The sequence below is a fragment of the Cellulosimicrobium sp. G4 BAM 1002 genome, from assembly GCF_057126935.1.
The window spans coordinates 87,926-107,132 of the sequence record NZ_CP182109.1; the positions used below are offsets into that span (position 1 = coordinate 87,926).

Genomic DNA, 19,207 nt, shown 5'->3' on the forward strand with positions numbered 1-19,207 from the left:
GTACGACGACGGTACGTCCGACGCGCGGACCACGCCAAGGGGTTTTCGCCGACGGCGTGGCGAGTCCTCACACGGCCCGCAGGTGGGCCCAGTCCTCGGGGTAGTCGTCGAGCCACTCGGCGAACGACTGCGCGGGACGCTCGACGAGTCGCGGGACCGTGTCGCTCACGGTGGCGAGCTCGCCCGCGGCGATCGCCGCGTACGACGACACCCACCCGTCGACCTCGAAGCGCTGCGCGCCGTACCGCTCGCGCGACGCGTACGCCTCGGCCAGGGTCTCCGGGTGGTACGTGATCTGCCGTCCCGTCGCTCTCGACAGCGCCTGCGCGACCTCGTCGAGCGTGAGGGCCTCAGGGCCGGTGACGTCGTAGGTCCTGCCGTCGTGGCGGCGCGCGTCCTCGTCGAGGAGGAGGTGCGTCGCGACGTCGGCGATGTCGTCGTGCGACACGGACGCGACCCGGCCGTCGCCCGCCGGGCCGCGGATCACGCCGTCGTCGCCGACCATGAGCGCGAGCCCGCGGTGGTACAGGTTGTCGCGCAGGAACGTGTGGCGCACTCCGGTCGCCCGGATGTACTCCTCGGTGTGCCAGTGGTCGCGCGCGAACGTGAAGACGGCGTCGGGCGCGGCGCCGACGAACGAGACGTAGACGATCCGCGAGACCCCGGAGGCGACGGCGGCGTCGACGGCGGCGCGGTGCTGCGCGACCCGGTCGGCGTCCTCGCGCGCGGACACGAGCACCACGGTGTCGGTCCCCGAGAACGCCTCGACCATCGCGCGGGTGTCGGTGTACCCGGCGACGACGGCGACGTCCGCCTCGGGCAACGGGTCGTCGCCGAGGCTCGGCGCCCGGGAGGCGTCGCGCACGACGAGCCGTTGCGGCGCGCCCTCGGCGGCGAGGCGGAACGCGAGCTTCGACCCCAGCAGCCCGCTCGCGCCCGTGACGGCGACACGCCCCGACCCCGCCCTGATCGTCATGACCTCACGGTAGACGCGCGGTGCCCGGGCCGCCCGCCCGGCCGGGCGCCGTCGTGCAGGATGGGCCCATGACCTCCGCCGCGGACCGCCGCGCCCCGTACCGCGTCATGACCGTCTGCACGGGCAACATCTGCCGCTCCCCGATGGCCGAGATCGTGCTCCGTGATCGCCTCGATGCCGCAGGGCTCGGGGACCGGGTCGTCGTCGACTCCACGGGGGTGAGCGACGAGGAGGAGGGCAACCCGATCGACCGTCGGGCGCGCGCGGTGCTCGCCGAGCACGGGTACGTCGTGGACGGGGCGCACCGGGCGCGACAGGTGCAGCCGCGCGACCTGGCGGGCAGCGACCTCGTGCTCGCCATGACGGCGCAGCACGCGCGGGTGCTGCGCCGCCTGGCGGGTGGTACCGACGCGCCGACCGACGTCGGCCCGGACGTCCGCCTCTACCGCTCGTTCGACCCGGCTGCGCCGCACGTCCCCGCGGGCGGGTCCGAGCACGTGCTCGACGTCGCCGACCCCTGGTACGGCGGTCGTCGTGACTTCGAGGAGTGCCTCGAGCAGGTCGAGGCCGCGGCGGACGGGATCGTCGAGCACGTGCGGGCTGAGCTCGCCTGAGCTCCGCCGGGCCGCGGGATCAGCGCTCCGGGGTCGGCTCCGGCTCGCCCGACGGCGCGGCTGTCGCCTCGTCGTACGTCGTGACCGCGGGCGCGGGCCCACGCAGCGCGTCGTGCGGCGCCAGCTCCTGGGCGTCCTGCGGGTCCGCGTCCCGTGAGGGACGGAGCTGGTCGCCGTTGAGGAGCAGGTTGAGCAGGATCGCGCAGATCGCGCCGGAGCTGATGCCCGAGTCGAAGATCAGCCGGAACCACTGCGGGAACTCGGCGTAGATCTCTGGCTTCACGGTCGGGAGCAGCGCCACCCCGAGCGAGATCGCGACGACGAGGATGTTCTTGTTCGTGAACGTCACCTTGGTCAGCGACCGGATGCCCGACGCGGCCACCATGCCGAACAGTGCGACCCCGGCGCCGCCGAGCACTGCGCTCGGCACGCCCTCGACGACCGCGCCGACCTTGGGCACGAGGCCCAGCACGACGAGGATCGCGCCGGCCATCGTCGCGACGTAACGGGACTTCACGTTCGTCAGGCTCACGAGGCCCACGTTCTGGGCGAACGCGGTGTACGGGAACGTGTTGAACGCGCCGCCCAGCACGGTGGACAGGCCGTCGGCGCGCAGACCGTCCGCGAGACGCCTCTTCGTGACCGGCTTCTCCACGATCTCGCCGACCGCGATCATGTCGCCCGTCGTCTCGGTCATGATGACGAGGCCCACGACCAGCATCGAGAGGACGGCGGCGAGGGGGAACGTCGGGAGGCCGAAGTGGAACGGCGTGACGAGCGCGAACCAGCCCGCGTCGCCGACGCCCGACCAGTCGACCTTGCCCATCGGCAGCGCGACCAGCGTGCCGAGCGCGAGGCCGAGAAGCACGGACACGCGAGCGAGGGCGGGCGGGGCGAACCGCTCGACGAGGACGACGAACAGCAGCGTGCCCGCGGCGAGCGCCAGGTCGGACGGCGCGGCGCTCTCGCCCTGCGCGGTGATCCAGCCCGCGGCGACGTCCATGAGCGTCACGCCGATGATGAGGATGACGGTCCCGGTGACGATGGGCGGGAAGAACCTCAGCAGCGCCGAGAAGAACGGGGCGACGAGGATCATGAACAGCCCGCACGCGATCGTCGCGCCGAACACCGCCGTGATGTCGTACGTCGTGCCGATGGTGATCATCGGGCCGACGGCCGCGAACGTCACGCCCTGCATGAGGGGCAGCCGGACGCCGAACCGCCAGAACCCGACCGACTGGATGATCGACGCGATGCCGGCGACGAACAGGTCGGCGCTGATGAGGAACGCGATGTCCTGCGCCGAGTACCCGAGCGCGCCCCCGACGATGAGCGGCACCGCGACGGCACCGGCGTACATCGCCAGGACGTGCTGGAGGCCGAGAGGGAAGAGCCGCGCGAACCGCGGTATCTCGTCGACCGGGTCGCTGGTGCGCTCGGGGGTGCTGTCGGTGGGGCGCGTGGTCGCCTGGGTCATGCCGTGGCCTCCCTGGTCCGGGTGGTGGCGAGGAGCCACCGTGCCCGCACGCTAGGACCGGGCGGTCACCGCACGGTCACCGCGGCGTTTCGACGGTGTGACGGTTGCGGTGGGGCCGCGCCCGCCCTCGCGCCCGCCCTCGCACGTGCCCGACGACGTCCCCGGCCGTCCGGGCGACGCGACGGCCCCAGCCGTGGAGCGCCCGCACGAGGCGACCCGACCCAGGTCGGGTGCGTGCGTCGTCGACCCCCGCTGCCGAGCCGGACCCGCCTGCTCCGGAGGCGGCGTCGTCGGGCACGGGCGCCGGGCGGGGGAGGTACGCGTCGAGCCACTGCGCGATGCGCCCGTACGCGAGCGCGCGCACGGGGCGCGCCGAGAGCACGACGTCGTGCAGCGCCCCGTCGATCCGCGCGACGGTGACGAGGTCGCCGAGCTGGACGCACCGCTGGGCGACGCCGTCGACGTCGATGGCGGTGTCCGTGTGCATCATCTCCGGGGTCCACCGCGGCAGGAGCGTGCTGCGTGCCGACAGGAGCGTGAGGATCGGCGCCCCGATCCCCAGGCCCCGCGCGACGGACTGCTGCCCGTGGAACACCGCCGAGAGCCAGGCCGGCGTCGTGCGGAAGCCGTGCTGGGGACGCCACGCGAGGTCGTAGGCCCACTCGCCCCCGAAGTCCTTGCTCACCGAGCGCGTGTAGAACCCGAGGTCGACGTTGGGGAGCGGGCGGGTCGGGGTCAGGCGGGCGCGCGCACCGATGACCGGCTCGAGCAGGATGCGGCCGACCTCCCGCGTCTGGAACTCGAGCCATGGACTGTTGAGCACGAGAGCCGCCGCGCGCGCCGGGTGGCGGGCGAGCCACAGGCTGAGGGTCAGCCCGCCCGTCGAGTGCCCCATGAGGACGAGCTCGCGGGGTGACCGCCCGTGGCCCTGGTGCCCGATGGCGTCGAGCGCCGCCTCGATGTCCTCGTCGTACGTCGCGAGGTCGGTGACGTAGCCCGGCGTCTGCCCAGGGCGCAGGCTGCGGCCGTACTTGCGCAGGTCGAGCGCGTGGAACCGCGCGCCGTGCGCCTCCCAGAACTCGGCGAGCTCGGTCTGGAAGAAGTAGTCCGACCATCCGTGCACGTACAGCACGTCGAGGTAGGGCTCCGCGGGCGCGGGCGTGCCGGTCGGTTCCGGGTCCGGTGCCCGACGGCGTCGCACGAGCGTCGCGACGACGTCGCCCTCGTCGTCGGCGGCGAGCGGCAGCGTGAGCTGCTCGTACTCGTCCCCGAGGACGTCGGGCTGCCAGTCGGCCATGCGCCCGACCCTAGGCGCGCCGGGCCGGGGCCGCTCGGCGTCACCGACCCGGCAGCGGTTCAGCGGCCGGCGCGACGGGCGCGCCAGCGCGCGACCTCCGACTCGACGTCGCGCGTCGGCGTGACGACGGGCGGTCCGCCGAGCAGCTGGCGTCGTGCGTCGACCACGCGCGCGTTGAAGTCCTCGAGGATCTCGCGCACGGACTGCTCGTCGAGCTCTCGGTCGAGGCGGTCGTCGAGCGTCCGGTCCTCCTGCTTGAGCAGCATCGCCGGGGGGCCGAGGCCGGTGAGCTGCTCGCGCTCGACGAGGCTCTTGAGCCACCAGTCCGGGTCGTGCGTGCCCGTGAGCCCGGGGATCGGCTTCCCGGCGAGCGGGAGGTCGTCGAACTCCCCGCGCCGGATCGCCTGGTCGATCACGACGTCGACGTACATCGCGCGCTCCTCCGGTCGTACACGGCGCGGAGAGCGCTCGGCGTCCCCGTCGTCGGCGTCCCTCGTACCGTCGTGCTCGCGCCGGTCCTCGGGGCGTGGGCTGCCGGACTCCTCGGCGTCGTCAGGCTCGGTCTCCCGGTCGACCCGGTACTGCGCCGCCCGTCGGACCGGGTCGTCGTCGGGTGTGCGTCGACGGCGGAACATCGCACCTCCTGCATCGCGTCCGGACCACCCTAGGCACGCCCGACGCCGCCGGCACGACGTCCGTCGTCGGGCACGGCGAGGTCCACCCTACGGATGACCGCCGAACCCGGGGTTGTGCGTGACGAATGACCCGACCTGACGCGTAAACCCGGGTTCGGCACGCCCCCGGTGCCCAGCAAGCCCGGGTTCGGCGACGCCCGCGGCCGGCGGGTCCCGGCATGATGGCCTCATGTCAGGGTCGATGAAGGTCTCTCGCCGTTCGCACGTGCCGCCGTTCGCGGTGATGGAGGTGCTCGCGGAGGCGAACCGCCTGCGCGACGCGGGCGCGTCCGTCCTCAACCTCTGCGCGGGCGAGCCGTCGACCGGCGCGTCGGACGTCGTGCGGCGCCGCGCGATCGAGCTGCTCGAGCACGGCGACCTCGGCTACACGGAGTCGCTCGGCGTGCCGGCGCTGCGCCGCGCGATCGCCGAGCACTACGACCGCTGGTACGGCATCGAGATCGACCCGGCGCGCGTCGCCGTCACCACGGGGTCGTCCGGCGGGTTCCTCCTCGCGTTCCTCGCGGCGTTCGACGTCGGCGACCGGGTCGCGCTCGCCCGGCCCGGCTACCCCGCGTACAAGAACATCCTGCGCGCGCTGGGCTGCGAGGTCGTCGAGCTCGACTGCGGGCCCGAGACGCGGTACCAGCCCACGGTCTCGCAGCTCATGGAGGCGTACTACGACGGCGGTCTCGACGGGCTGGTCGTCGCGAGCCCCGCCAACCCCACGGGGACGATGATCCTGCCTGCCGAGCTCGACGCCGTCGCCGGCTGGTGCACCGACCACGACGTCCGCCTCGTGAGCGACGAGATCTACCACGGCATCGTCTACGGGGACCCGAGCGCCTCCCCCGCTGCGCTCCCGACGGCGGCCCGATACGTCGGCGCCGGCGCCGTGGTCGTCAACTCGTTCTCCAAGTACTGGGCGATGACCGGCTGGCGCCTGGGCTGGCTCGTGCTGCCGGACGAGCTCGTCGGGCCGGTCGACGCGCTCGCGGGCAACGTCGCGCTCTCCCCGCCCGCGCTCGCCCAGCACGCCGGCGTCGCCGCGTTCTCCCCCGAGGGCTACGCGGCCGCGGCGGAGAACGTGGCCCGGTACGCCGCGTCGCGCGAGCTCGTGCTGTGGCGGCTCGACGACCTCGGCTGGTCGCGCGTCGCCCCGGCCGACGGCGCGTTCTACGTCTACGCCGACGTGTCCGGCGACGGGCTGGACTCCGTGACGTGGTGCGAGCGCCTGCTCGCGGAGGCCGGTGTCGCGCTCACGCCGGGGACCGACTTCGACGGCGTGCACGGCGGCGACTGGGTGCGGCTGTCCTTCGCCGCGGCGCCCGCGACCGTCGCCGAGGCGGTCGACCGCATCGCCGCCTGGCGACGCACGCTCTGACCCTGCACGCATCCCCGAGATAGCGACCCCCGGCCGAGATAGCGACACACGACCCAGGTTCGGGCGGGCGCTGGGCCGGGGATCGCTGTCTCGCGTGTCTGGTCGCGACTGTCTACGCGGCGGGTGAGGATCGTGCGGTGCCGACCGACCCGAGCAGCTCACCCCTCCCCACGCGACCCGACGGCGTGCTGCGCCTCGCGACGTTCAACGCGCTGCACGGCGCCGCGCTCGACGGGACGGTCGACGTGGAGCGGTTCGCGCGCGCCGTCGCGCACCTCGACGCCGACGTGCTCGCGCTCCAGGAGGTCGAGCGCGACTCCGCGCGCTCGCACCGCGCGGACCTCGTGGCGGTCGCCGCGGAGACCCTGCGCGCCGACCACCGGCACTTCTCCCCGACCCTGCGCGGCGTGGCGGGGGCCTGGGCGCCCGCTGGACGGCCCGGGGCCGGTGTGCGGCGTGTGCCGGGCGTCGCGTCGTTCGGGATCGGGCTGGTCAGCCGCTTCCCCGTCGAGCGGTGGCTGCGGCTCGAGCTCGACCGCATGCCGTGGCGGTCGCGGGTCCGACGACGCACGGCCGGGTCCGGGGCCGCGCGCTGGGTCCCGCTCCGCGTCGTCCCGGACGAGCCGCGTGCGGCGCTCGCCGCGACCGTGCGGACGCCGTCCGGGCCGCTGACCGTCGTGACGACGCACACGACGTCGCGACCGGAGTTCACAGCCGACCAGTTCTCCGCGTTCGTGCGCGCGTGCGACGCGCTGCCGCGCCCGCTGGTCGTGCTCGGCGACCTCAACCTCCGCGCTCCCGAGCCGGCCGAGATCAGTGGCTGGACCTCGCTCGCCGACGCGCTCACCCACCCGGCGGACCGGCCCGCGCGCCAGATCGACCACGTCCTCGTCGACGACGCGCGAGCACCCGGTCTGGTCCGCCCGGTCGGCCCCGGGGTCGCCCTGGACACGGGGATCTCCGACCACCGCGCGCTCGTCGTCGACGTCCGGTACGTCTCGGCCCCGGAGACGTCGGCGTGAGCTGACGACCACCGCACCATCGCGTCGCTCGCTCGCAACACCGGACCTCGCCCAGGCCGCGGGTGATTTGTCCTCCTCGCGCGTGCCGTCGCGACGACCCGCTCGTACCGTGGTCCGCGTGAGCCGAACGTCACTGCGCACCGCCGTCGTCACGCTCCTCCTCCTCGTCGCCGCGCTGCTCCCGGCGCCCGCCGCGACGGCGGCCACCACCGCGGGGTGGGCGACGTGGGACCCGCTGGGCGGGTCCGCGGGATCGTTCACGACGACGATGCGGCTGCCGGCGGGCGGGTTCCCCGCGGCGACCGTCACCTCCGACTCGCGCGGGGGGCAGGTCGGCGTCCAGTCCGGGCAGTCGTCGTGGCTGAGCGCCGCGACGCCGCCCGGCGAGGTCTACGGCTCGAGCCAGGGCCAGGCCTACCTCAACCTGCGATCTCGCGCGGACAACGCGATGTCCCCGTCGACGACGACCTACACGTTCGAGCGGCCGACGCCGGCCGGCGGCTGGGCGTTCGTCCTCGGCGACATCGACGCCGACCGCGCGGTCGTCGTCGCGCGCGGGGCGGACGGGCGGCTCCTCACGGGCGCGGAGCTCGGCTGGCAGGGCGGGTTCAACTACTGCGCCGTCACGCCGGGCCCGTCATGCACGGGGTCCGCGGCCGACGTCGCGACCTGGAACCCCGTCACGGGCGAGGTCGCCGGCAACACCGCCGGGACGGACACGTCGGGTGCCGCCGGGTGGTTCCGGCCGACGGTCCCGGTCACGAGCCTCACCGTGTCCTTCTACCAGCGCTCCGGGTTCCCGGTGTACCAGACGTGGTTCGCCTCGCTCGCGCGTGACGTCACGGGCACCGTCGAGGCCCAGGACCCCGACGACCCCACCGCCTCCGCCCCGATCGGCGGTGCGACGCTCACGCTCTTCGGCCCCGACGGCACCGAGCTCGCCTCGACGACGTCGGCCCCTGACGGCACGTACGCGTTCCCCGGCTACGCCGCGGCCGACGGCTACACGGTCGAGGTGATCGCTCCACCGGCGCCGTCCCCCGACCACCCGGGCTACGCCGTCGAGGGTCCGGCCCGGTTGCCGGCCGATCTCTCGGCGACCGACGCCACGGGCATCGACTTCCTCGTCCGCGAGATCGTCCCGGTCCCGGTCAGCGGGTCCGTCCGCACCCCCGACGGCACGCCGGTACCGGGCGCGGTCGTGACGCTCACCGGCGAGGACGGTCCGCGCACCGCCACCACGGACTCCACGGGTGCGTACCTGATCGACGACGTCCCCGTCGGCGGTCACGCCTTCTCCGTCGTCCCGCCGGCCGGGTACACGGTCGTCTCCACGCCGGGCCCGATCGACGTCCCGGCGGGGAGCGAGACGCCGATCACCGGCCAGGACTTCGTCGTCCAGGCGCCCGCCACCGTGTCCGGCGCCGTGACCGCGGGCGGGGCGGGGGTCCCCGGCGCCGTCGTGACGATCACCGGCCCGGGCGGGACGTTCACGACCCCGACGGCCGCGGACGGCACGTACTCGTTCGACGGGATCACCCCGGGCGACTGGACCGTGACGGTCGAGGTCCCGTCCGGCTACACGGCGGACGGCCCGACGACGCGGCCCGTCCCCGTCGCGGCGGACGACGTGACCGACGTCGACTTCGAGGTCCTGCGTCCCGGATCGCTCGGCGGGACCGTGCTCGACCAGGACGGGAACCCTGTCGCGGGCGCGACGGTCGTGGTCTCCGGGCCCGGCGGGGACACGACCCTGACGACCGACGCGAGCGGCGTGTACGCCACGGACGGCCTGCCCGCCGGGGAGTACGCGATCACCCTCACGGTCCCGGACGGCTACACCGCGGAGGTCGCGGAGCGGACGGCGACGATCACGGCGGCGGGCGAGAACCGGCTCGACCAGGACTTCGCCGTCGTGCAGGAGGCGGCGCCGCAGCCCGTGGGCGGGACCGTCGTCGACACCGCGGGCACCCCGGTGCCGGGCGCCACGGTGACGGTCCGGGACGCCTCCGGGACCGTCGTCGGCACGACGACGTCGGCCCCGGACGGCACGTGGGCGCTCGAGCTCCCGGCGGGAACGGGGTACACGGCCGAGGTCACCCCACCCGAGGGCTACGGGGTCGACGGCGCGGGGACCGTGACGTTCGACGTCGCCGGCTCCCCGGTGACGGGCCTCGACTTCACGCTCGTGACGACGGCGGTGCCACCGGGTCCGACGCCGACACCCGGCCCCGGCACGGGCGGGAGCGGGGACGGCGCACCGGGCGGGACGAGCACGGGTCGCGGGCTCGCCGCGACCGGCGCCGACACGGGTGCGGCGCTCGCGGCGGCCCTGCTCCTCGTGACGGCGGGCGCCGGGGCGCTCGGTGCCCGACGACGGGTGGCTCGCCGGGCCTGACGGCGCGCCGCCGCCCGTCGGCACCGTGCCAGCGCGTCCGCTCGGTACGCTCCGAGGAGCTGGCGTCGACGGCGAGGGAGCGGTCCGATGGTTCCGGAGATCAACTACTGGGCGGTCCTGGCCGCCACGGTGTCGAGCATGGTCGTGGGGTCCGTCTGGTACACGCCGAAGGTGTTCGGCACCTACTGGATGCGTGTCGCGAAGGTCGACCCCTCGGGAGAGGGCCGCGACGCCGTCGTGCCGATCGTCGTGACCCTGGTGGTCAGCTTCGTGACGGCGTGGGTGCTGGCCGGTGCGACGTACCTCGCGTGGTCGTTCTACGGCGGCGGCTACCTCGGCAACGCGCTGCTGACGGCCGTCGTGCTGTGGGCAGGGTTCACGGCGGCGCGGTTCGTCACGCACGACGCGTTCGAGGGTCGCCCGGTCGGGCTCACCGTGCTCAACGCGGCCCACGAGCTCGTCACCCTGCTCGTGATGGGCCTGCTCATCGGGCTGATCACCCCGTCCGGGGTGTAGCGCACGACGGTGGGCTCAGGCGGCGAGCCCGACCTCCTGGGGCGCGGGCTCGGGGGCTTCGGCCTGCTCGGTGAGCGGGCGTCGCCGGGCGCGGCGCGCGCGCACGATGAGGACGACCGCCTGCAGCCCGATGAGGATCCAGACCACGTTCGCGGCGACCGACGGCCACACGCCGTTCCTGGCCGCGACCATGGCCATGAGCCCGGCCGCGACGAGGTTGGTGAGCTGGAAGGGCGCGGACGACGCGGCCCAGCGGCCGCGGCTCACCTGCGCGTACGCGAGGACGCCGGCGGCGGCGCCGATCCAGCCGAGGAACATGACGAGGGCGTCGAGGGTGACGGGCACAGCGAGACTCCGGGCGACGAAGAGGGTGGGGTGGAGGGGTTCCGCGACGCTGCGGGGGCTGTGCGCTCCGGGCCGATGGCTGGTGGCGCTGGGTGGTGCGGAAGCTCTGGCGCCGACCCGTAGGAGGAGGAGGTAACCGGTCGGCGCCTCGACAAGTGTGAGGCCTCTCGGCGTTCAGCACAATCGAATGATCCTGCACCGGCCGTTTAGACTTACTACATGGCGACGGACCCACGCAGACTTGCCTTCCTCCTTGCCGTGCACCGCGGAGGGGGCGTGCTCGCGGCAGCAGATCTTCTGCGCGTCACCCCGTCGGCGGTCTCCCAGCAGATCCAGCGGCTCGAGGCAGAGGAGGGCGTCGCGGTCCTCGACCGCGGGCCGCGCGGCGTGACGCTCACGGCCGCGGGCCGGGTGCTCGCCGAGGCTGCCGAGCGCATCGAGACCGAGCTGGTGGAAGCGCGCAAGGCGCTCGCCGCGCTCGGGGACGAGGTGGCAGGGCGCGTGGCGGTGGGCTCCTTCCAGACGGCGATCCGCGCTGTCGTCGCGCCCGTCGCCGCGCGCCTCGCCGAGACGGCCCCCGGCATCGAGCTGGACGTCCAGGAGCGCGAGCCGGCCGAGGCCCTGCGGCTCCTGCGCGCCGGGGAGCTCGACGTCGTCCTCCTCGAGCGCGACTACGAGCACGACTCCCCCGCGCCGCGCGGCACGCGCGAGGTCGTGCTCCTCGACGAGCCGTGGCGCCTCGTCGTGCCCGCGGCGATGCCCACCCCGGCACGCCTCGACGACGTGCGGGACGCCGTGTGGCTCGGACCGGAGCCCGACACCGCCGCCGCCCGTGCCCTGCGGCGCCTCGAGCGCGGGCTGGGCGGGACGCTGCGCACGCGGCACAACTACTACGACTTCGACGTCGCGCTGTCCCTCGTCGCGGCGGGCCTCGGGGTCGCCATGCTGCCCGCGCTCGCCGTCGAGGGCGGCGCGTCGGACGAGGTGCCCGACGGCGTCACGGTCGTCGGGCTGCCCGGCCTCGGCTCGCGGCGGCTCGTCGCCCGCCACCGCGCGACGCGCCACGAGCCGCGCCCGGTCGTCGCGGCGGTCCTCGACGAGATGGTCGCCGCCGCGGCGGACATCACCTTCGCCTGAGGCCGGCCCTCAGCCCTCCGCGAGGTCGAAGCGCGTCGCGCCGTAGGGCTCGGCGGTGCCGAACGCGAACACGCGCCCGGGCACGAGACGGTAGACCGCCCACGGCGGCGGGCCTGCCGACGGCGCGCTGAACTCGGCGGTGAGCGCGTCGACCGCGACGGTCGCGGGCCAGCCGTCGGCCCGGAAGCCCGCTGCCGCGCGCTCGAGCGTCCCGGCGTCCGTGACGCGCTCGGCGGTGCACTCGATCGTGAGGTCGAACGGCTCCGTCGCGACGGTCAGCGTGCAGCGCGGGTCGCGGCGCAGGTTCGTGTTCTTGCGCGTCCCCTCGCCGGAGCAGAGGAAGATCTCGTCGCGGTCTATCAGCGCGCCGACCGGCACGACGTGCGGCCTCCCGTCGGGGTCGGCGGTCGCGAGCCACGTGGTGTGGCGGTTCGGCCCGCCGGTACCGGGTGCCTGCGGGAGCCGTCGGAACAACGTCTCGTGCACGCGGGCCCACTCGATGGGGGGCGCGCCGTACCCGTCGAGGTTCTTCGCCGTCGGCTCGGTGGTCGCCATCGTCCTGCTCCTCTCGTAACGGTCCTCGTCCAGTCAGGACGCCCCGGAGGGCACGAACTCATCGGGCGGGACGTAGCCTGCCGGGGTGGACGTAGCGGTGGTGGGGGCGACGGGCGACGTCGGCCGTCAGGTGTGCACGCAGCTCGTCGAGCGTCGGGTCCTGCCGCCGACGTCGCGGCTCCAGCTCGTCGGGCGCGCCGGCGGGGCGTCGGGGCGGGCCGTGCACGGGCTGCGCGCCGACCTCGTCGACGCGTACGACGAGCACGCGCCGCTGCTCGACGTCGCGCACTCCCCCGACGACGTGACGGCCGACGTGGTCGTCGTCGCCGCGGGCCTCACTCCCCCGGCGCGCACCGGTGCCGACCCGGACCGCCGCCTGCTGGCCGCCACCAACCGCGCCGTCTTCGCCGAGTACGCCGACGCGATCGCGCGGCACGGCTCGGGGCACGAGGTCGTGGTGGTGGTGACCAACCCGGTCGAGCTGGGGGTCGCGGTGATGGCGGAACGGCTCGGTCGGCACCGCGTGCTGGGGATGGGCGCGTGGCTCGACACCCTGCGGTTCCGGCGCGAGCTCGCCGTCGAGCTGGGCGTGCGGCGGCACCGCGTGGGCGGGTTCGTCGGCGGGCAGCACGGCGAGGACGCGGTCCCGCTGTGGTCGACCGTGCGGATCAGCGGCCTCGACGCGGACGAGCGCGCCCGCGCCGTCGCGGCGCTGCGCCGGGGTCGCACGCTCGACGTGCTGCCGGCCGAGATAGCCGCCGCGAAGACCGAGCTCGCGCGCGTCGCGAGCGAGGACCTGGGCGCCGCGTTCGACCTCATCGACACGTGGCCCGCCGACCTGCGCCTCGTCACGCGCCCGTGGATGACCCACCAGTCCGGCGCCAAGACGCCCGCGGGCACGGCGAGCGCGACCGTCGACCTCCTGGAGGTCATCCTCGACGGCCGCGAGACAGTGGTTGCCGGTCAGGTCGCGCTCGACGGCGAGCTCGCCGGGCGGCTCGGCGCGCCGTCGGCAGGCTCGTCGCGGTCCGACGCGCCCGAGGACGGTCCTTTCCGCGGCGTGCTCGGGGTCCCCGTGGTGCTCGGGCCGGGCGGGTGGACGCGCGTCCTCCTCGACTCCCTGCCCGACGACGAGGCGCGCCGCCTCGCGCAGGCGGCGCACGGCGTCGGGCAGATGCTCGCGGCCACGGCGGCGTCCGACGACGTGCCCGCTGCCGCTGTCGTCGCCACGGCGTCGGGCGAGCGGGAAGCGCCGGACGAGCCGACGCCGTCGGGCGCGGAGGTCGCCTGGGTCGCGACCGTCCACGGGCTCGACCAGCCGGGTACGCTCACGGCGCTGACCGGCGTCTTCTCCACGCGCGGGGTGAGCTTCGACTCGCTCGCGACCGACGGCGTCGGCCCGGACGGCACGGCCGGACGGATCGTCGTGACGTTCCGGGCGACCCCGCGCCGCACGCGCGCGCTCGAGCGCGCGGTGAGCCGCCTCGCGACGGTGCGGTCCGTCGTCGTGCGCCCCGCCTGATCGCTCACGCCGTCGTCCCCGCGGCGGCGCTGGGGTCGCCCGAGGAAGTTAGTTGCCCCGACTAACATCATGGTCGTAGACGGCGCTCACGAGCGGTGCGATCGACGCACCCCCACGACCGCCACCCGCTCGCGCAACCGTCGAAAGGCTTCGGATGGCCACCCTCTTCGCCGTGCTCGCGGCGGTGCTGTTCCTCGCCCGGCTCGCACTGTTCGTCGCGCTCCACATCGTCCCGAGCGACTACGACCCCGTGCGCCACGCGGTGAGCGACTACGCGGTCGGGCGCACGCGCACGCTCTCCACGGCGATGACCTGGACGACGGCGCTCGCGTGGGCCGTCCTCGCCGTCGCCGTGGTGGGCACGTCGTGGGACGAGAAGGCCGAGGTGCTGTGGCAGCTCGTGCCGCTCGTCGCCCTGTTCATCGCCCTGCCGTTCCTGCCGACCGACCTCGAGGGGCAGCGGGCGACGACCGTGGGGCGTCTCCACCTGCTCGCCGCCATCGCCTGGTTCGCGCTGAGCTACAGCCTGACGGGCAACTTCTCGCGCTACCTCGCCGACGCCGGGGTGCTGGGCACCGCGCTCGTCGTCCTGCACTGGGTCGCCCTCGCGTCGCTCGTCGCGCTCGTCGCGTCCCTCGTCGTGCAGCCCCTGCGCCGCCGCGCGTTCGGGATCAGCGAGCGGGTGTTCATCGTCGCGATCAACCTCTTCTTCCTCCTCGCGAGCGTCGGGCTGGCGACGACCTGAGCGTGCGGTTGCCCGAACCTCACAGCGCGCCGGTACGCACTGAGCGAAGACGGTAACGAGACCGCTCCGCCGCGGGAACCCGGGTGAAACCCGGTCTCCCTAGCGTGGGACGCGCCGTCGGCCTCTCCCCTGCCGTGGCCGGCGACGACGCCTCAGGAACCGGAGACCGCCCATGTCCTACCTCAAGCCTGCCGAGCTCGTCCCCACGATCGTCGACGCCGGCGCGAACAAGGTCCTGCTCCCGACGCGCGACACGATCGTCCGCGCGATCATGGGCGGCGCGATCCTCACGATCGGCGCGGCGTTCGCGGTGACGGTGACCGTCATGACGGGCAGCGCGATCCTCGGGGCCATCCTCTTCCCCGTCGGCTTCATCATGCTGTACCTGCTGGGATACGACCTGCTCACGGGCATGTTCGTGCTCGGCCCCCTCGCGTGGCTCGACAAGCGACCCGGAATCACCTGGCGGGGCATCCTGCGCAACTGGGGCCTCGTGTTCGTCGGCAACTTCATCGGTGCCTTCACCGTCGCGGTCCTCATGGCGATCGTCGTGACGTACGGGTTCGCCACCCCGCCCAACGAGGTCGGCGAGGCGATCGGCCACATCGGCGAGGGGCGGACCGTCGGGTACGCGGAGCACGGGGCGTCGGGCATGCTCACGCTGTTCGTCCGCGGGATGCTGTGCAACTGGATGGTGTCCATGGGCGTCATCGGCGCCATGATCGCCAAGGACGTCCCGGGCAAGGCGCTCGCCATGTGGATGCCGATCATGCTCTTCTTCTTCATGGGCTTCGAGCACTCGATCGTCAACATGTTCCTCTTCCCGTCGGGCCTCCTGCTCGGCGGCGAGTTCACGATCATGGACTACCTGGTCTGGAACGAGATCCCGACGATCGTCGGGAACCTCGTGGGCGGTCTGCTGCTCACCGGCCTTCCCCTGTACTTCACCTACGGCCGCCCGGCGGCGCGCAAGGGCAGCGCGGCAGAGCCCGTCCCGGCGGCGTCCGAGCCGACGGCGGAGCGCGAGCTGGTCTCCGAGCCCGCCTGATCGCCGGTGGGCGACCCGAGCCCCGGCGCCCGCGGCGGCCGGTAGGATCGAGGTCACAACTTCATGTTCTACCGGTGGTCCTGCGCGCCGTGCCTCGGCGCCGGGACCACCGTGCCGTCCGAACCACGACGGGAGAGCTCGGCGCCACGGTCCACGCGACCACGGCGCCGGCGCCGAAGGAGCAAGTCCTCCCCGGGAATCTCTCAGGCCCACGTACCGTCGAGGTGAGGCAACTCTGGAAAGCGGCCGCGCGCCGTCGGGTCTCCCGGCGAGGCGCGGCCCACCGACGGTGCAAGTCGGCGCGCCCCGGCCCTCACGGGTATGGCGGACCGGCAAAACTCTCAGGTCGACGCGTGCGTCCGATGACAGAGCGGGGAGGGACCCGCCGTCGTCCCCTCCACCGGAGGTCTCCGTGACCCAGCCGTCGTTCGACCCCAGCTCCCGGCACAACGCCGCGACCGGCGCGTTCGCGCCCCGGCACCTCGGCCCGCGCGGCCGCGAGGTGCAGGCCATGCTCGACCAGCTCGGCCACGACTCGCTCGACTCACTGGTCGACGCGGCCGTGCCGGCGTCGATCCGCACCGACCGGCCGCTCGACCTGCCCGCGGCGCGCACCGAGACCGAGGTGCTCGACCACCTGCGCGCCCTGGCCGGCAAGAACGTCGTCAAGACGCAGATGATCGGGCTCGGCTACTACGGCACCGTCACTCCCCCGGTGATCCGTCGCAACGTCCTCGAGTCGCCCGCCTGGTACACCGCCTACACGCCGTACCAGCCGGAGATCTCCCAAGGCCGCCTGGAGGCGCTGCTCAACTTCCAGCAGGTCGTCGAGGACCTCACCGGGCTCGACGTCGCCAACGCGTCGCTCCTCGACGAGGCCACGGCGGTCGCGGAGGCCGTCGCGCTCATGTGGCGGGCGTCGCGCGCGAAGACCGGCTACGTCGTGCTCGACGCGGACCTCTTCCCCCAGACGCTCGCCGTGACGCTGGGCCGCGCGCACGCCGTCGGCCTGCCCGCGGTGGTGGCAGACCTGTCCGGTGGCCTCGAGGCGGGACTGGCAGCGGCCCGCGCCGCGGGCGCGTTCCCCGCCGAGGTGGACGACGACGGCGCGCACCTCGTCGGGGTCGTCGTGCAGCAGGCAGGGGCGTCGGGACGCGTCGTGGACTGGCGCCCCGTCGTCGCGGAGGCCAAGGAGGCCGGCGCGCTCGTCACGGTCGCGAGCGACCTGCTCGCCCTGACCCTGCTCGTCTCCCCCGGCGAGCTCGGCGCGGACGTCGCGGTCGGTTCCGCCCAGCGCTTCGGCGTCCCCCTGTTCTACGGCGGCCCGCACGCGGCGTTCATGGCGGTCCGCAAGGGGCTCGAGCGCTCGCTCCCGGGCCGCCTCGTCGGCGTCTCGATCGACGCCGACGGCGACACCGCCTACCGCCTCGCCCTCCAGACCCGCGAGCAGCACATCCGCCGCGAGAAGGCGACGAGCAACATCTGCACCGCGCAGGCGCTCCTCGCGATCGTGGCGTCGATGTACGCGGTCTATCACGGCCCCGACGGCCTCCGAGCGATCGCCGAGCGCACCCACGCCCACGCGGCGACCCTCGCGGACGCTCTCCGCGCCGCCGGCACCACCGTCGACCACGACACCTTCTTCGACACCGTCAGGACGACGGTCCCGGGCCGCGCAGCGGCGATCGTCCAGGCAGCAGCCGACGCCGGCGTCAACCTGTACAACCCAGACGAGATCCACGTACAGATCGCCTGCGACGAGACGACGACCGCCGCGACCATCGCCACGGTGCTGAAGGCCTTCGGCGTCCCGGCACCCGCGGCGGGTGGCGAGCCGAGCGCTGAGGTGGGGGAGGCGGCGTCGGATGCGAAGGGCGTAGAGGCCGCGCTCGAGAACGGACGCGCGACCGACCAGAGCGACGGCGCGGCCAGCCCGAGCACCGACGCCGCCTCCACCGCCAGACGCACCCACGAGCTCCCCGCATGGGCGACCCGAACGACCGACTACCTACAGCACCCGATCTTCCACCTGCACCGCTCCGAGACCTCGATGCTCCGCTACCTGCGCCGACTCTCGGACAAGGACCTCGCGCTCGACCGCACGATGATCCCGCTGGGCTCGTGCACGATGAAGCTCAACGCGACGGCGGAGATGGAGGCGATCTCGTGGCCCGAGTTCGCGAACATCCACCCGTTCGTGCCCGCTGACCAGGCGCGGGGCTACGAGGAGCTCATCGGCGGGCTGGAGTCGGCACTGGCGGAGATCACGGGCTACGCGGGGGTGTCGGTCCAGCCGAACGCGGGGTCGCAGGGCGAGTTCGCGGGCCTGCTCGCGATCCGCGACTACCACGTGTCGCGCGGCGACACGGAGCGTGACGTGTGCCTGATCCCGGCGTCGGCCCACGGCACGAACGCGGCGTCCGCGGCGCTCGCCGGGCTGAAGGTGGACGTCGTGAAGACGGCGGAGAGCGGCGAGGTGGACCTCGACGACCTGCGCGCGAAGCTCGCCGACCACGGCGCGCGCGTCGCGGCGATCATGATCACGTACCCGTCGACGCACGGCGTCTACGAGGAGCACGTCCGCGAGGTCTGCGACCTCGTACACGAAGCAGGCGGTCAGGTGTACATCGACGGCGCGAACCTCAACGCGCTCGTCGGCCTCGCGCGCCCGGGCGAGTTCGGCGGCGACGTCTCGCACCTGAACCTGCACAAGACGTTCTGCATCCCGCACGGCGGGGGAGGCCCCGGCGTCGGCCCTGTCGCCGTCGCCGAGCACCTCGTCCCGTTCCTCCCCGGCGACCCGCTCGCCGTCGGTGCCGGGGGAGGGACGCCGGTCTCGTCGACGCGGTACGGGTCGGCCGGCATCCTGCCCATCTCGTACGCGTACGTCGCGCTCATGGGCCCCGACGGGCTCACGGAGGCGACCAAGACCGCGGTGCTCACGGCGAACTACGTCGCGAGCCGCCTCACCGACCACTTCCCGGTCCTGTACACGGGGCCGAACGGGCTCGTCGCGCACGAGTGCATCCTCGACCTGCGCGCCATCACGGCGGAGACCGGTGTGACGGCCGAGGACGTGGCCAAGCGGCTCATGGACTACGGGTTCCACGCGCCGACGCTGTCGTTCCCCGTCGCGGGGACCCTCATGGTCGAGCCGACCGAGAGCGAGGACCTCGCGGAGCTCGACCGGTTCGTCGACGCGCTGATCGCGATCCGCGGCGAGATCGACGCCGTGGCGGCGGGCCGCTGGGCCGTCGAGGAGTCCCCGCTGCGCGGCGCGCCGCACACGGCTGCGGCGCTCGTCGCGGAGGACTGGGACAAGCCGTACTCGCGGGAGCTCGCGGCATACCCGGTGGCGAGCCTGCGCGGCGGGAAGTACTGGCCGCCGGTGCGACGCATCGACGGCGCGCGGGGCGACCGGAACCTCGTGTGCTCGTGCCCGCCCCTGGAGTCCTACGTGACCACGATCGACACGACGGGAGACCGCGCATGACCGA

At 74.1% G+C, this 19,207-nt stretch carries 16 protein-coding genes and 1 riboswitch; of the genes, 10 read left to right on the forward strand and 6 right to left on the reverse strand.

Annotated elements, in window-relative coordinates; genetic code table 11:
• Positions 1-67: 67 nt before the first annotated feature.
• Complete coding sequence (locus ACMXGY_RS00340; protein ID WP_483774904.1) at positions 68-976, reverse strand: SDR family oxidoreductase; 909 nt, start codon at positions 974-976, stop codon at positions 68-70.
• 68 nt (positions 977-1,044) lie between these two features.
• On the opposite strand from ACMXGY_RS00340, the gene ACMXGY_RS00345 reads away from it, so the two are divergent.
• Entirely contained in the window at positions 1,045-1,590 is a 546-nt protein-coding gene (locus ACMXGY_RS00345) for a low molecular weight protein-tyrosine-phosphatase (RefSeq protein ID WP_483774905.1), read from the forward strand.
• A 19-nt stretch (positions 1,591-1,609) separates the two neighbouring features.
• Here the strand turns inward: ACMXGY_RS00345 and ACMXGY_RS00350 are convergent, their stop codons facing one another.
• The 3 genes from ACMXGY_RS00350 to ACMXGY_RS00360 form a co-directional block, all read right to left on the reverse strand.
• On the reverse strand, positions 1,610-3,067 hold the full coding sequence (locus ACMXGY_RS00350; RefSeq protein ID WP_483774906.1) for a nucleobase:cation symporter-2 family protein: 1,458 nt from the start codon (positions 3,065-3,067) through the stop codon (positions 1,610-1,612).
• Positions 3,068-3,143: 76 nt separating this feature from the next.
• The gene (locus ACMXGY_RS00355; RefSeq protein WP_483774907.1) at positions 3,144-4,364 is read right to left on the reverse strand and encodes an alpha/beta hydrolase; all 1,221 of its coding nucleotides are present in this window, start codon (positions 4,362-4,364) and stop codon (positions 3,144-3,146) included.
• A 59-nt stretch (positions 4,365-4,423) separates the two neighbouring features.
• A complete protein-coding gene (locus ACMXGY_RS00360) occupies positions 4,424-4,999 on the reverse strand; it encodes a DnaJ family domain-containing protein (protein ID WP_483774908.1) in 576 nt (191 codons plus the stop codon).
• A gap of 241 nt (positions 5,000-5,240) precedes the next feature.
• On the opposite strand from ACMXGY_RS00360, the gene ACMXGY_RS00365 reads away from it, so the two are divergent.
• From ACMXGY_RS00365 to ACMXGY_RS00380, 4 genes are all read left to right on the forward strand, one after another.
• The gene (locus tag ACMXGY_RS00365; protein ID WP_483776916.1) at positions 5,241-6,422 is read left to right on the forward strand and encodes a pyridoxal phosphate-dependent aminotransferase; all 1,182 of its coding nucleotides are present in this window, start codon (positions 5,241-5,243) and stop codon (positions 6,420-6,422) included.
• A 137-nt stretch (positions 6,423-6,559) separates the two neighbouring features.
• Entirely contained in the window at positions 6,560-7,444 is an 885-nt protein-coding gene (locus tag ACMXGY_RS00370) for an endonuclease/exonuclease/phosphatase family protein (RefSeq protein WP_483774909.1), read from the forward strand.
• 118 nt (positions 7,445-7,562) lie between these two features.
• Positions 7,563-9,842 carry an MSCRAMM family protein gene (locus ACMXGY_RS00375; RefSeq protein ID WP_483774910.1) on the forward strand — a complete coding sequence of 760 codons (2,280 nt, stop codon included), beginning with the start codon at positions 7,563-7,565 and terminating at the stop codon, positions 9,840-9,842.
• Between the two features lie 87 nt (positions 9,843-9,929).
• Complete coding sequence (locus ACMXGY_RS00380; RefSeq protein WP_483774911.1) at positions 9,930-10,358, forward strand: DUF1761 domain-containing protein; 429 nt, start codon at positions 9,930-9,932, stop codon at positions 10,356-10,358.
• A gap of 15 nt (positions 10,359-10,373) precedes the next feature.
• On the opposite strand, the gene ACMXGY_RS00385 is transcribed toward ACMXGY_RS00380, so the two are convergent.
• A complete protein-coding gene (locus tag ACMXGY_RS00385; RefSeq protein WP_483774912.1) occupies positions 10,374-10,703 on the reverse strand; it encodes a CBU_0592 family membrane protein in 330 nt (109 codons plus the stop codon).
• Between the two features lie 219 nt (positions 10,704-10,922).
• On the opposite strand from ACMXGY_RS00385, the gene ACMXGY_RS00390 reads away from it, so the two are divergent.
• On the forward strand, positions 10,923-11,840 hold the full coding sequence (locus ACMXGY_RS00390; protein ID WP_483774913.1) for a LysR family transcriptional regulator: 918 nt from the start codon (positions 10,923-10,925) through the stop codon (positions 11,838-11,840).
• Positions 11,841-11,849: 9 nt separating this feature from the next.
• Here ACMXGY_RS00390 and ACMXGY_RS00395 read toward each other — a convergent pair whose 3' ends face one another.
• The gene (locus ACMXGY_RS00395; RefSeq protein WP_483774914.1) at positions 11,850-12,395 is read right to left on the reverse strand and encodes a pyridoxamine 5'-phosphate oxidase family protein; all 546 of its coding nucleotides are present in this window, start codon (positions 12,393-12,395) and stop codon (positions 11,850-11,852) included.
• A gap of 85 nt (positions 12,396-12,480) precedes the next feature.
• Between ACMXGY_RS00395 and ACMXGY_RS00400 the strand changes: the two genes are divergently transcribed.
• The 4 genes from ACMXGY_RS00400 to gcvPB all read left to right on the forward strand — a co-directional run bounded on the left by ACMXGY_RS00400 (position 12,481) and on the right by gcvPB (position 19,203).
• A complete protein-coding gene (locus ACMXGY_RS00400; RefSeq protein WP_483774915.1) occupies positions 12,481-13,917 on the forward strand; it encodes a lactate/malate family dehydrogenase in 1,437 nt (478 codons plus the stop codon).
• A 154-nt stretch (positions 13,918-14,071) separates the two neighbouring features.
• Positions 14,072-14,662, forward strand: coding sequence for a DUF998 domain-containing protein (locus ACMXGY_RS00405; protein ID WP_483774916.1), 591 nt, complete (start codon positions 14,072-14,074; stop codon positions 14,660-14,662).
• 172 nt (positions 14,663-14,834) lie between these two features.
• Positions 14,835-15,710, forward strand: coding sequence for a formate/nitrite transporter family protein (locus tag ACMXGY_RS00410; protein WP_483774917.1), 876 nt, complete (start codon positions 14,835-14,837; stop codon positions 15,708-15,710).
• A gap of 119 nt (positions 15,711-15,829) precedes the next feature.
• A riboswitch (glycine riboswitch) is annotated at positions 15,830-15,939 on the forward strand.
• A 282-nt stretch (positions 15,940-16,221) separates the two neighbouring features.
• A complete protein-coding gene (gene gcvPB / locus ACMXGY_RS00415) occupies positions 16,222-19,203 on the forward strand; it encodes an aminomethyl-transferring glycine dehydrogenase subunit GcvPB (RefSeq protein WP_483776753.1) in 2,982 nt (993 codons plus the stop codon).
• Positions 19,204-19,207 lie beyond the last annotated feature (4 nt).

Excerpts from the sequence above, each read along its gene's own strand:
- ACMXGY_RS00340 (WP_483774904.1), bottom strand. The coding sequence starts at position 976 with ATGACGATCAGGGCGGGGTCGGGGCGTGTCGCCGTCACGGGCGCGAGC.
- ACMXGY_RS00345 (WP_483774905.1), top strand. The coding sequence starts at position 1,045 with ATGACCTCCGCCGCGGACCGCCGCGCCCCGTACCGCGTCATGACCGTC.
- ACMXGY_RS00350 (WP_483774906.1), bottom strand. The coding sequence starts at position 3,067 with ATGACCCAGGCGACCACGCGCCCCACCGACAGCACCCCCGAGCGCACC.
- ACMXGY_RS00355 (WP_483774907.1), bottom strand. The coding sequence starts at position 4,364 with ATGGCCGACTGGCAGCCCGACGTCCTCGGGGACGAGTACGAGCAGCTC.
- ACMXGY_RS00360 (WP_483774908.1), bottom strand. The coding sequence starts at position 4,999 with ATGTTCCGCCGTCGACGCACACCCGACGACGACCCGGTCCGACGGGCG.
- ACMXGY_RS00365 (WP_483776916.1), top strand. The coding sequence starts at position 5,241 with ATGAAGGTCTCTCGCCGTTCGCACGTGCCGCCGTTCGCGGTGATGGAG.
- ACMXGY_RS00380 (WP_483774911.1), top strand. The coding sequence starts at position 9,930 with ATGGTTCCGGAGATCAACTACTGGGCGGTCCTGGCCGCCACGGTGTCG.
- ACMXGY_RS00390 (WP_483774913.1), top strand. The coding sequence starts at position 10,923 with ATGGCGACGGACCCACGCAGACTTGCCTTCCTCCTTGCCGTGCACCGC.
- ACMXGY_RS00395 (WP_483774914.1), bottom strand. The coding sequence starts at position 12,395 with ATGGCGACCACCGAGCCGACGGCGAAGAACCTCGACGGGTACGGCGCG.
- ACMXGY_RS00405 (WP_483774916.1), top strand. The coding sequence starts at position 14,072 with ATGGCCACCCTCTTCGCCGTGCTCGCGGCGGTGCTGTTCCTCGCCCGG.
- ACMXGY_RS00410 (WP_483774917.1), top strand. The coding sequence starts at position 14,835 with ATGTCCTACCTCAAGCCTGCCGAGCTCGTCCCCACGATCGTCGACGCC.
- gcvPB (WP_483776753.1), top strand. The coding sequence starts at position 16,222 with ATGCTCGACCAGCTCGGCCACGACTCGCTCGACTCACTGGTCGACGCG.